We start from the raw sequence: 11536 nt of genomic DNA, 5'->3' as shown, positions 1-11536 counted from the left end.
CAGCTTCACGCCCAGGTCGGCCTCCAGCGCGGCAATACGGCTGGAGACCGAGGCCTGGGTGGTGAACAGCTTGTCTGCGGTCAGGCGGAAGCTCTTGAGGCGGGCGACCCAGACAAAGGTTTCGAGAAAGCGAAGGTTCATGATCAGTTTTTCTTGTTCCAGACCGGCGGTTTTTCTCGTTGGACGCAGCGCGCGCGGGCTCCGAACATTGGCCCAGGCCGCGACAGTACAGGTCGCCCATACAACAATACCAACAAGCCGAGGCAAGCATGAACCCCACCGGCGTGCAGCAGCAGGTCAGTTCTTCCCCTTCGTCCGGGCCGTTCGCCTGGTACCGCGACATCGACTCACAGCAACGGCGCACCTTCTGGAGCTGCAAGATTGGCTACGGCCTGGATGGCATGGACACCCAGATGCTCAGCTTCGTCATCCCCACGCTGATCATGCTGTGGGGGATCACCACCACCGAAGCCGGGCTGATCCACACCAGCACGCTGATCGCCTCGGCGGTGGGCGGCTGGATAGCCGGCATCCTCTCCGACCGCATCGGCCGCGTACGTACCCTGCAACTGACGGTACTGTGGTTTGCGTTTTTCACTTTTCTCTGCGGGTTCGCCCAGAACTACCAGCAGTTGCTGATCGCCCGAACCTTGATGGGCTTCGGCTTCGGCGGCGAGTGGACCGCCGGCGCAGTGCTGATCGGCGAAGTGATCCGCGCCCAAGACCGTGGCAAGGCGGTCGGCATGGTGCAGTCCGGGTGGGCCATTGGCTGGGGCCTCACCGCCATCCTCTATGCACTGCTGTTCTCCTGGCTGCCGCCTGAGCAGGCCTGGCGGGCACTGTTCCTGTTGGGCCTGGTGCCGGCCATCTTCGTGATCTTCGTGCGCCGCCTGGTCAAGGACCCGGAGGTCTACCGCCAGGCCAAGGCGACGCCAGCGGCCGAGGCACCGTCGCACTTCTACGAGATTTTCGCCCCAGGCATGCTCTGGACCACCGTGCGCGCCTCGTTGTTGACCACAGGCGCGCTGGGCGGTTACTACGCCATCACGTCCTGGTTGCCGACCTTCCTCAAGAATGAACGCGGCCTGAGCGTGCTGGGAACCGGTGGCTATCTGGCGATGGTGATCGTTGGTTCGTATGTGGGCTACGTCGTCAGTGCGTACCTGTCCGACCTGCTGGGGCGTAAGAAGAACTTCATCCTGTTCGCCGTGGGCTCGTTCGTCATCGTGCTGCTGTACACGCAGATGCCCGTCAGCGATGGCGTGATGCTGTGGCTGGGCTTCCCGCTGGGCTTCTTCGCCTCGGGGATCTTCAGCGGCATGGGCGCGTTCCTGACAGAGCTGTTCCCAACACGTATCCGCGGTTCGGGGCAGGGCTTCTGCTACAACATCGGCAAAGTCGTTGCGGCGCTGTTCCCGTTGCTGATTGGCTTGCTCGGCCAGCAGGTGCCGCTGGGCCTGGGTATCGGTGTGTTTTCTGCCGTGTCCTATGGCGTGGTGATCGTTGCAGCGCTGAGCCTGCCGGAAACACGCGGCAAACAGTTGCAAGCGCGGTAAGGTAGGCACATGCACGACAACAACGGAGGCCGCGTGGTGGAACGCCTGCTACTCAATTGCGACATGGGTGAAAGTTTTGGCAGCTGGCGCATGGGCCTGGATGCCGAGGTCATGCCCTACATCGACTGCGCCAACATCGCCTGCGGTTACCATGCCGGTGACCCTGGCATCATGCGCCGCACCGTGGCCCTGGCACTGGAGCACGGGGTGGCGATCGGTGCCCACCCGGCCTACCCGGACCTGGTCGGCTTCGGGCGCCGGTCCATGGCCTGCAGCCCCGAGGAAATTCGCGATTTGCTGCACTACCAGATCGGCGCACTGGACGGCATCTGCAAGGTGCTCGGCGGCCGTGTGGCCTATATCAAGCCGCATGGCGCGCTGTACAACGACATGATGGCCGACCCGCTCAAGCTGCGCACCGTGCTGGAAGCTGTGGCGGCTTACGGCAGCGACCTGCCGCTGATGCTGATGGCCACCGCCGACAACCGTACGGCCCAGGCGCTGGGCGATGAAATCGGCGTGCCGCTGTGGTTCGAGGCATTCGCCGACCGGGCCTATACCGCCAGCGGCCACCTGGTCTCGCGGCGCCTGCCCGGCGCCGTGCATCACGACCCGGCGCGTGTGGTGGAGCAGGCCGAGCGCCTGGCCCGTGGCGATACGCTGGTGGCGAACGATGGCAGTGCCTTGAAGCTGGCGGCCACCACACTGTGTGTGCATGGCGACAACGACAGTTCGGTAGCAGCGGTGCGGCAGATTCGCCAAGCCCTCGATGCCATGGAGCGATGATGAAGCTGCGTATCGAAGTGGTCGCGGTCGACAGCCTGATGGTGCGCCTGTTCGAGCGTATCGACGAGGCCAACATGCCGTGGATGCTTGCTGCCAGCCAGTGCTTGCGCGCAGCGTTCGGCCAGCACCTGCTGGACTTGGTGCCGTCGTACACCACGCTGATGGTGCACTTCGACCTGCCGCCGGCCGAGGCGAGGGCGCTGATCGCCCAGGCACTGGACGGTTTGCAGCCTGACGCCGGCAGTGGTGGCCGGCGCCACGAGATCCCGGTGTGGTACCACGCAAGCGTCGGCCCGGAGCTGCCTGTACTGGCTGCCCGCAGCGGCTTGACCGAGGGTGAAGTGGCCCGCTTGCACAGCGAGCGCGAGTACCCGGTTTTTGCCTTGGGCTTCGCCCCCGGGTTCGGCTTCATGGGCCTGGTCGATGAACGCCTGGCCAGCCCCCGCCTGAGCACCCCGCGCAAGCGCGTGGCGGCGGGCAGCGTGGGTATTGCCGAGCGCCAGACGGCAGCGTACCCGGCGGTGTCGCCGGGGGGCTGGAACCTGATCGGGCGTACCCCGGTGCGCCTGTTCGACCGTGAACGTGAAGGCTATAGCCTGTTGCAACCCGGTGACCGGGTGCGCTTCGTGGCGGTTACGCGTGATGAGTTTCTGGCCCTGGGCGGCGATGTGGAGGCGCAAGGATGAAGCAGTTGACGATCGAGGCCAGCAACGCCTTGTGCCAGTTGCAGGACGCCGGGCGCTTCGGCGTACGGCACCTGGGCGTGACCCAGGGCGGGGCGCTGGACTGGGTGGCGATGTACTGGGCCAACTGGCTGTTGGGCAATTCGCTGGCCGCACCTGTGGTGGAGGTCGCGCTGGGTGGCTTCTGTGTGGTGGCGCAGCAGGATTGTGTGCTGGCGCTGGCCGGTGCCGACCTGGATGCGCGAGTTGATGATCAGCCGGTAGCGCCCTGGCGCAGCTTTGCTTTGGGCAAAGGGCAGCGCTTGGCCCTGAAGCAGCCCAAGCAGGGCGTTCGGGCGTACCTGGCGGCGCCTGGCGGGTTTCGCGGCGAGGCGGTGCTGGGCAGCTGTGCCACCGTGGTGCGCGAAGCGCTGGGCGGTACAGACGGCCAGGGCGCTGCGCTTGGTAAAGGCCAGCTGCTGGCTTTTGCGGATACGCCGGCAACCCTTCGTGAAGTGCCGGATGCGTTGCGCCCGCGCTATCACCACAAGCCTGTGCTCGACCTGGTGATGGGCGCGCAGCTCGGCGATTTCAGCGGTACCAGCCTGTACCAGGCATTCAACACGGACTGGACCCTGGACAGCCGGGCCGACCGCATGGGCATCCGCTTGCTGGGGCCGCAGCTGGTCTACCAGGGCGCGCCGATGATTTCCGAGGGCATTCCCCTGGGGGCGGTGCAGGTGCCGCCGGACGGGCAACCGATCGTGTTGCTCAATGACCGGCAGACCATTGGCGGTTACCCGCGGCTGGGGGCGTTGACGCCGCTGGCGCTGGCGCAACTGGCGCAGTGCATGCCGGGGGCGCAGGTGAAGTTCAGGGCGGTGGTGCAGGATGAGGCGTGGCGGGAGCAGCAGCAATACTTGGGCCGGTGGTTGTAAGGCTGCGGGCCCTTTCGCGGGCACGCCCGCTCCCATACAGGCCTGCGCCATACCTGTAGGAGCGGGCGCGCCCGCGAAGAGGCCAGACCGCTGGCAAGTGGCAGCCCGTTCTATCTCACTTTGAGAGATACCGCATCCCTTCCTCCAACCCCTGCAAGGTCAGCGGATACATCTTGTCCTCGATCAACTCCCGCACCAGGTGGGTCGAGGCGGTGTAGTCCCAAGCCTGCCGGGGATAGGGGTTGATCCAGATGATCTTCCTGAATTTCTCCATGAAACGCTGCAGCCACACGTACCCGGCTTCTTCGTTCCAGTGCTCCACGCTGCCACCGGGCTGGGTGATTTCGTAAGGCGCCATGGCCGCATCGCCAACGAAGATCACTTTGTAGTCGTCGCCATACTTGTGCAGCAGATCGAACGTGGAAAACCGCTCCGAGGTGCGGCGCAGGTTGTTCTTCCAAACCGACTCGTACACGCAGTTGTGGAAGTAGTAGTACTCCAGGTGCTTGAACTCGGTCTTGCAGGCCGAGAACAGTTCTTCGCACACCTTGACGTGGGCGTCCATGGAACCACCGATGTCGAACAGCAACAGCAGCTTCACGGTGTTGCGCCGCTCAGGGCGCATCTGGATGTTCAGCAACCCGGCATCGCGCGCGGTGTGGTCGATGGTGCCGTCGATGTCGAGCTCTTCGGCGGCGCCTTCACGGGCGAACTTGCGCAGCCGGCGCAGGGCCAGCTTGATGTTGCGCGTGCCCAGTTCCACCTGGTCGTCGAGGTTCTTGTACTCGCGCTGGTCCCAGACCTTCACCGCCTTGCCCTGGCGTTTGCCGGCCTCGCCCACGCGGATGCCCTCGGGGTTGTAGCCGCCCGAACCGAACGGGCTGGTGCCGCCGGTGCCGATCCACTTGTTGCCGCCGGCGTGGCGCTCCTTCTGCTCTTCCAGGCGCTGCTTGAAGGCCTCGATGAGCTTGTCCAGGCCACCCAGCGATTGGATTTGCGCGCGTTCTTCGTCGCTGAGCGAGCGCTCGAACTCCTTGCGCAGCCATTCTTCCGGGATCAGCGCCTCGATGTGCTGGTCGAGGTTTTCCAGGCCTTTGAAGTAAGCGGCGAAGGCGCGGTCGAACTTGTCGAAGTGGCGTTCGTCTTTCACCAGAATGGCGCGGGCGAGGTAATAGAATTCGTCCATGTCGGCGAACACCACGTGCTTTTGCAAGGCCTGGTGCAGGTCGAGCAGTTCACGCACCGACACCGGCACCTTGGCCGCACGCATTTCATTGAACAGGTTGAGCAGCATGGCCCGGCTCCTGTCAGCGGTTGCCGCGCCGGCTCATGAAGGCCAGGCGCTCGAGCAGTTGCACGTCCTGCTCGTTCTTCACCAGCGCACCGGCCAGCGGCGGGATCGCCTTGGTCGGGTCGCGTTCACGCAGCACCGCTTCACCGATGTTGTCGGCCATCAGCAGCTTGAGCCAGTCGACCAGCTCGGAGGTGGAAGGCTTTTTCTTCAGGCCAGGCACCTTGCGTACGTCGAAGAACACGTCCAGCGCCTCGCTGACCAGCGCCTGGCTGATGTTCGGGTAGTGCACGTCGACGATCTGCTGCAGGGTGCTGCGGTCGGGGAAGGCGATGTAGTGGAAGAAGCAGCGGCGCAGGAAGGCGTCGGGCAGTTCCTTTTCGTTGTTCGAGGTAATGATGATGATCGGGCGCTGCCGGGCCTTGATGGTCTCGTCGATTTCGTAAACGTAGAACTCCATCTTGTCCAGTTCCTGCAACAGGTCGTTGGGGAACTCGATGTCGGCCTTGTCGATTTCGTCGATCAGCAGGATGACCCGCTCCTCGGCCTCGAAGGCCTCCCACAGCTTGCCCTTCTTCAGGTAGTTGCGCACGTCATGGACCTTGTCCACGCCCAGCTGCGAGTCGCGCAGGCGGCTGACCGCGTCGTACTCGTAGAGACCCTGGTGGGCCTTGGTGGTGGACTTGATGTGCCAGGTGATCAGGCGCGCGCCGAACGAAGCTGCCAGCTGCTCGGCGAGCATGGTCTTGCCGGTGCCGGGTTCGCCCTTGACCAACAGCGGGCGTTCGAGGGTGATGGCCGCGTTTACCGCCAGTTTCAGGTCGTCTGTGGCGACGTAGTCGCGGGTGCCTTCGAACTTCATGGGGCTGTCCTCTGTTGTAAGCCTGTGCCGGCCTCTTCGCGGGCACGCCCGCTCCCACAGGAATTGCACAAACTTCTGAATCTGCGGGGTACCTGTAGGAGCGGGCACGCCCGCTTCTACAGGAATTGCACAAACTTCTGAATCTGCGGAAGTACCTGTGGGAGCGGGCGCGCCCGCGAATGGCCCAACACCTGTTTTCGATTTGTTACCGACTATAACGCGGGCCCGGGCAGCTGCAAACGCAGACCGGGTATTCAGTCCCTGAATGCCCCGTCACGCTGTTTCAGTCGGACTTCGGCGCCGGTTGCTCATAGCGTGCATTGAACGCCTGGATGAAGCCGTTGCGCAGGATCTGCAGGAAGGCCTCGAAAGCGCTGATGTTCTGCTTGTGCACGCTGCCGCTGAGCTCCACCCGGGTGGCGAACTGGTTTTTCGGCTGGTTCTTCAGCACCGTCTCGGAGGCGCCCACCAGGGCCTCCCACACCGAGCGGAAGAAGCCTTTGTCCTTGTTCTCGACATCCTGCTGCCAGTCGAACACGTCCACGTCACGCAGCAGGGGTTTGATGTATCCATTGAGGCGGCCGTTTTCCGCCTGCGCCTCGATGACCACGTCACCATGCCCTGCGCTGAAGTCGAACTTGCCGTAGGCACTGGCGAAGTCATTCAGGTTGCGCAGTTCTATGCCGGTGGCACGCAGGCGGAACTCGAAGTCATCGAAGTCACTGAACGGGTCGAAGGTGGCGCGGCTTTCGACCTTGGCATTGCCGGCGATCAGCGCCGTGCCCTCGAAGCTGGCGTCGCGCCGGCCTTGCTTGTCGCGCACGTTGGTCAGGTTGCTGATGGTGGCGTCCAGCCGGGTTGCCTTGAGGTTGACCGGTGGGTTGGAATTGAAATTGCGAAAGGTCAGGGTGCCATTGTCGATATGTACTTCATCGAGGGTGATCGGCAGCAGCTTTTCCAGTTGTTGCCGCCAATCGGTGCCCTGGCCGGTCTGCGAGGCCTGCTTGTTGCCGCCGTCGACGAAGTTCAGTTCGGGCTGCTCGAAGATCACTTTCGCCACCACGGCCTTGTCGTAGATCAGCGAGTGCCAGCTGACCGACAGGTCGATAACCGGTGCATCCAGCAGCGGGACTGGCACCTTGCCGCTGGTCTTGACGATCCGCAGGCCGTTGATCCGGTAGGCCCCGCGCCACCAGGCCAGGTCCACGTCGGCCACGTGGCCACGGTAGTCGCCCATGTCGGCCAGCTTGTCGTTGAGGTAGTCGCGTACCAGGTAGGGCAGCGCCAGGTGCAACGCCACCAGCAGCGCCACCAGGCTGGCCAGGCCGATCAGCGGCCAGCGATAACGGGCTTTCATCGGGGTGTCTCCCAGGAGGATGTGCGGTGGACCGCAATGCGCCCGGTTGAGTTCGAACAGGCTTTACGGGCCTACGGCCGGGGCTTACCCTTGAGGTCTTTTCCTGCTCGCTTTCATGCCAAGGACCCCTGCCATGAGCCGTATCTTTGCAGACAACGCCCATTCCATCGGCAACACGCCGCTGGTGCAGATCAACCGGATCGCCCCGCGTGGCGTGACCATCCTGGCCAAGATCGAGGGGCGCAACCCGGGATACTCGGTCAAGTGCCGCATTGGCGCGAACATGGTCTGGGATGCCGAAAGCAGCGGCCGGCTCAAGCCGGGCATGACCATAGTCGAGCCCACCTCGGGCAACACCGGTATCGGCCTGGCCTTCGTTGCCGCCGCGCGTGGCTACAAGCTGATGCTGACCATGCCCGCGTCGATGAGCCTCGAACGGCGCAAGGTGCTGAAGGCGCTGGGCGCCGAACTGGTGCTGACCGAGCCGGCCAAAGGCATGAAGGGCGCCATCGACAAGGCCAACGAAATCGTGGCCTCAGACCCGGCGCAGTACTTCCTGCCAGGCCAGTTCGAGAACCCGGCCAACCCCGCCATTCACGAAAAAACCACGGGCCCGGAAATCTGGAACGACACCGACGGCGCGGTGGACGTGCTGGTGGCGGGGGTGGGCACGGGCGGCACCATCACCGGTGTGTCGCGCTACATCAAGCATACCCAGGGCAAGGCGATCCTGTCGGTGGCCGTGGAGCCAGAGGCTTCGCCACTGATCACCCAGACCCTGGCCGGCGAAGAGCTCAAGCCCAGCCCACACAAGATCCAGGGCATCGGGGCTGGCTTCGTACCGAAAAACCTCGACCTGTCGATCGTCGACCAGGTGCTGACGGTGGCCGACGAAGAGGCCAAGGCCATGGCCATTCGCCTGATGCAGGAAGAGGGCATTCTCTGCGGCATTTCTTGCGGCGCAGCCATGGCGGCGGCCGTGCGCCTGGCGGAAAAACCGGAAATGCAAGGCAAGACCATCGTCGTGGTGCTGCCCGATTCTGGCGAGCGTTATTTGTCGAGCATGCTGTTCAGCGACATGTTCAGCGACCAGGAAAACCAGCAGTAACCGGCCATGCCGCTGACCGGGCTCAATGTTCGGCGGCCTGGTTGACTGCACAATCTTCATCGACACGATCCCGCCCGGGTGGTTTGTACCGCGGCGGGATCGGTTTATGATGGCAGGATGATTTTCAGGAGAGCAGGCCGCGCAGCCCTGTTTCTTCCCCTAGGAGTGATGCATGACCTTATCCTTTGCAGCCAAGGCGGGTGTCTTGCTGGTGTTCTTCGGCAGCGTGCTGTTCGTGCACCTGCGCGGCAAGGCCCGCCTGCCGGTGTTGCGCCAGTTCGTCAACCATTCGGCGCTGTTCGCCCCCTACAACGCCTTGATGTACCTGTTTTCCGGGGTGCCGTCCAAACCCTACCTGGACCGCCAGCGCTTCCCGGAACTGGATGTGCTCAAAGACAACTGGCAGGAAATCCGCGAAGAGGCCATGCGCCTGTTCGACGAGGGCTATATCCGCGCCGCCGAAAAGGACAACGACGCCGGCTTCGGTTCGTTCTTCAAGAAGGGCTGGAAGCGGTTTTACCTGAAGTGGTATGACAAGCCGCTGCCATCGGCCGAGGCGCTGTGCCCGAAAACCGTAGAACTGGTCAGCAGCATTCCCAACGTCAAGGGCGCGATGTTCGCCCTGCTGCCTGGCGGTAGCCACCTGAACCCGCACCGCGACCCATTCGCCGGTTCGTTGCGTTACCACCTGGGCCTGTCCACGCCGAACTCCGACGCCTGCCGCATTTACGTCGATGGGCAGGAATACGCCTGGCGGGACGGCGAAGACGTGATGTTCGATGAAACCTACGTGCACTGGGTGAAGAACGAGACCGATGTGACCCGGGTGATCCTGTTCTGCGACATCGAGCGGCCGTTGAGCAGCCCGCTGATGACCCGCATCAACCGCCAGGTCAGTGCCTTCCTTGGCCGCGCCACCGCGCCACAGAATACCGACGACGAGCGGGTGGGCGGTATCAACCAGGCGTATGCCTGGAGCAAGCGTTTCTCCAATAAGCTCAGCACTCGCGTGAAGCAGTTCAAGCGGGCCAACCCCAAGGCCTACCGGGTCCTGCGCCCGGTGCTGGCGGTGGTCGTGGCTTATCTGCTTTACCGCTGGTTGTTCTGAGCGCAGGCTGGCCTGTGCGCGGGTTCACCCGCGCATAGGCCAGCTCACCTCACACTGGCGCCCGCTATTGCCCAATCGTGGGTTCACCGCTATTCTCCACAACACTTCCTTCCCTGAAGCCTGAATCATGCCCGCCAAGCCCTCCACCACCAGCTTTGCCATCGCGCCAGTCGCGGGCATGGTCGTGCGTGGCAGCCAGCAGCCGGCCATGGTCAGTCATTACCCACCACCTGTCAGTGGCGCCGTAGGCGGCGTAGCTCCGCCATGCTGCGTGGTCGTGTTGGGCTGATCGGCTTCGGCCGAGTCCCTTCGCACACGCAACCCACTGAAACCGGCCGGCTACTTAGTGCGCTTTAGCGCAGGCCGTCCGCTTGGCTTATCTGCCTATCATCAGGTGGCAATAAATGTCCTTTTTCAACAAAGCATCCGTGGCCTCGGCGGCCACTACCAGCCTGTTCGTCCTGCTGTGGAGCAGCGGGGCGATCGTTTCCAAACTTGGCCTGGCGCATGCCAGCCCGTTCGCCTTCCTGCTGCTGCGCTCTGCCTTGGCCCTGGCGGGCCTGTTGCTGATCGGGCCGTTGCTGGGGCTGCGCTGGCCACGCCGGAAGGGCGCCATGCTGCGTGCCCTGGGCACTGGCTGCGTGTTGCTCGGGGCTTACCAGATCTTCTATCTGCTGGCCCTCGACACCCACGTCACGCCAGGCATCATGGCCACGGTCATGGGCGTGCAACCGATCCTCACCGTCGTGCTGATGGAGCGCCAGCGTTCGATCAGCCGCCTGTTCGGCCTGGGGCTGGGCTTGAGCGGCTTGATCATGGTGGTGTACCAGGGGCTCAACCTGGGTGGGGTGTCGCTGGCGGGCATGCTGTTCGCCCTGCTGGCGCTGGCCAGCATGACCTGCGGTTCGATCCTGCAAAAACGCATCACCGACAACCCCATGGGCACGCTGCCGCTGCAGTACCTGGCCGGCTTTGCCCTGTGCGCGCTGTTCGCACCCTTGCAACCCTTACAGGTGCAGTGGACCGGGGGTTTCGTGGCTGCCTTGCTGTGGATGGGCCTGGTGGTTTCGCTGCTGGCCACCTTGCTGCTGTATCGGCTGATCGCCAAGGGTAACCTGGTCAACGTCACCAGCCTGTTCTACCTGGTGCCGGCGGTGACCGCGGTGATGGACTTGCTGATCTTCGGCAACCGCCTGGCGCCGCTCAGCCTGCTGGGCATGGGGTTGATCGTGGTCGGCCTGCTGTTCGTGTTCCGCAAGCCTGCCAAGCGCCTGGCCGAGGCCTGAGCCCTAGCGGAACTCGGCGGGGATGGCGTGCCGGAGTACGCCTTCCTCGAAGTCCAGCAGCCCGGCTTCGCGCTGGGTGAGCAGGTAGTAGAGCAGGGTGTCGATTGAGCGCTGTTGCGGTACTGCCACGGCCAGCAGTCTTACCGACTGCTCGGTTTCACAGGCGCAGCCGAAATCCTGCAAGGCAGCGCGAACCTGATCGAGGGTTTCCGGGGGCTTGACCAGCACCCGGAACACCGAGGTGCCGCTGCTTTGGCGCAGTTCGGCGAACCAGGTCTGGCCGTCTTCTTCATAGGTGCCGATAAGGTCACCCGGCGCGATGCCGTACACATGAAAGGGAATGTTGTCCACGGCATGGCCGCCTTCCACAGCCTTGGCCCAAAGGCCTTCGACCGAGGCCGGTGGGTAGCCGTTGGCGTCCTGTTCCAGGCGGAACAGCACCTTTTTGCAGGTCGGGTTCATGCCGTTCTCCCGGTCAATTGCGCGCCGGGCGCAGTACCAGCCACAAGGCCACAGCAATCAGCAGGCCGCCATACAGGTGCGCCAGCGACAGCGGCTCGTCCAGCAGCCATGCGCCCCCAC

At 63.8% G+C, this 11536-nt stretch carries 13 protein-coding genes and 1 pseudogene; 8 read left to right on the top strand and 6 right to left on the bottom strand.

Going from position 1 to position 11536, the window contains the following annotated elements; all coding sequences use genetic code 11:
• On the bottom strand, positions 1 to 141 hold a 141-nt coding region (locus APH30_RS28355; RefSeq protein WP_156326624.1), incomplete at its 3' end, for a LysR family transcriptional regulator.
• A gap of 128 nt (positions 142 to 269) precedes the next feature.
• On the opposite strand from APH30_RS28355, the gene APH30_RS23235 reads away from it, so the two are divergent.
• Genes APH30_RS23235 through APH30_RS23220 form a run of 4 tightly spaced genes read left to right on the top strand, consistent with a single transcriptional unit; the run spans position 270 to position 3942 of the window.
• Positions 270 to 1556 (top strand): MFS transporter, encoded by a 1287-nt coding sequence (locus APH30_RS23235; protein ID WP_054905135.1) that lies wholly within the window; start codon positions 270 to 272, stop codon positions 1554 to 1556.
• A gap of 9 nt (positions 1557 to 1565) precedes the next feature.
• Entirely contained in the window at positions 1566 to 2342 is a 777-nt protein-coding gene (locus APH30_RS23230) for a 5-oxoprolinase subunit PxpA (RefSeq protein ID WP_054913890.1), read from the top strand.
• Positions 2342 to 3028 (top strand): 5-oxoprolinase subunit PxpB, encoded by a 687-nt coding sequence (gene pxpB / locus APH30_RS23225; RefSeq protein WP_054913889.1) that lies wholly within the window; start codon positions 2342 to 2344, stop codon positions 3026 to 3028. The genes APH30_RS23230 and pxpB overlap by 1 nt, the downstream gene beginning before the upstream one ends.
• Positions 3025 to 3942 carry a biotin-dependent carboxyltransferase family protein gene (locus tag APH30_RS23220; protein ID WP_054913888.1) on the top strand — a complete coding sequence of 306 codons (918 nt, stop codon included), beginning with the start codon at positions 3025 to 3027 and terminating at the stop codon, positions 3940 to 3942. The genes pxpB and APH30_RS23220 overlap by 4 nt, the downstream gene beginning before the upstream one ends.
• Before the next feature lie 115 nt (positions 3943 to 4057).
• Here the strand turns inward: APH30_RS23220 and APH30_RS23215 are convergent, their stop codons facing one another.
• The 3 genes from APH30_RS23215 to APH30_RS23205 all read right to left on the bottom strand — a co-directional run bounded on the left by APH30_RS23215 (position 4058) and on the right by APH30_RS23205 (position 7452).
• Positions 4058 to 5236 carry a VWA domain-containing protein gene (locus APH30_RS23215; protein ID WP_054913887.1) on the bottom strand — a complete coding sequence of 393 codons (1179 nt, stop codon included), beginning with the start codon at positions 5234 to 5236 and terminating at the stop codon, positions 4058 to 4060.
• Positions 5237 to 5249: 13 nt separating this feature from the next.
• Positions 5250 to 6095: a MoxR family ATPase gene (locus tag APH30_RS23210; protein ID WP_009686786.1), complete on the bottom strand. Its 846-nt coding sequence runs from the start codon at positions 6093 to 6095 to the stop codon at positions 5250 to 5252.
• Positions 6096 to 6378: 283 nt separating this feature from the next.
• The gene (locus APH30_RS23205; RefSeq protein ID WP_009686785.1) at positions 6379 to 7452 is read right to left on the bottom strand and encodes a DUF748 domain-containing protein; all 1074 of its coding nucleotides are present in this window, start codon (positions 7450 to 7452) and stop codon (positions 6379 to 6381) included.
• A gap of 133 nt (positions 7453 to 7585) precedes the next feature.
• Between APH30_RS23205 and cysK the strand changes: the two genes are divergently transcribed.
• The 4 genes from cysK (at position 7586) to APH30_RS23185 (ending at position 10954) form a co-directional block, all read left to right on the top strand.
• Positions 7586 to 8560: a cysteine synthase A gene (gene cysK, locus APH30_RS23200; protein ID WP_009686784.1), complete on the top strand. Its 975-nt coding sequence runs from the start codon at positions 7586 to 7588 to the stop codon at positions 8558 to 8560.
• 172 nt (positions 8561 to 8732) lie between these two features.
• Positions 8733 to 9668, top strand: a complete 936-nt coding sequence (locus APH30_RS23195; protein WP_054913886.1) for an aspartyl/asparaginyl beta-hydroxylase domain-containing protein — start codon at positions 8733 to 8735, stop codon at positions 9666 to 9668.
• A 127-nt stretch (positions 9669 to 9795) separates the two neighbouring features.
• Positions 9796 to 9957, top strand: a complete 162-nt coding sequence (locus tag APH30_RS28890) for a hypothetical protein (protein ID WP_009686782.1) — start codon at positions 9796 to 9798, stop codon at positions 9955 to 9957.
• 115 nt (positions 9958 to 10072) lie between these two features.
• On the top strand, positions 10073 to 10954 hold the full coding sequence (locus APH30_RS23185; protein ID WP_054913884.1) for a DMT family transporter: 882 nt from the start codon (positions 10073 to 10075) through the stop codon (positions 10952 to 10954).
• A gap of 3 nt (positions 10955 to 10957) precedes the next feature.
• Here the strand turns inward: APH30_RS23185 and APH30_RS23180 are convergent, their stop codons facing one another.
• The gene (locus APH30_RS23180; RefSeq protein WP_054913883.1) at positions 10958 to 11416 is read right to left on the bottom strand and encodes a DUF4265 domain-containing protein; all 459 of its coding nucleotides are present in this window, start codon (positions 11414 to 11416) and stop codon (positions 10958 to 10960) included.
• 13 nt (positions 11417 to 11429) lie between these two features.
• A pseudogene (locus APH30_RS28885) lies at positions 11430 to 11536 on the bottom strand (EamA/RhaT family transporter); the annotation flags it as partial.

This window comes from Pseudomonas sp. NBRC 111127, from assembly GCF_001320345.1.
GTDB classification, from domain to species: domain Bacteria; phylum Pseudomonadota; class Gammaproteobacteria; order Pseudomonadales; family Pseudomonadaceae; genus Aquipseudomonas; species Aquipseudomonas juntendi.
This window is presented reverse-complemented; position numbering and strand designations above follow the sequence as displayed.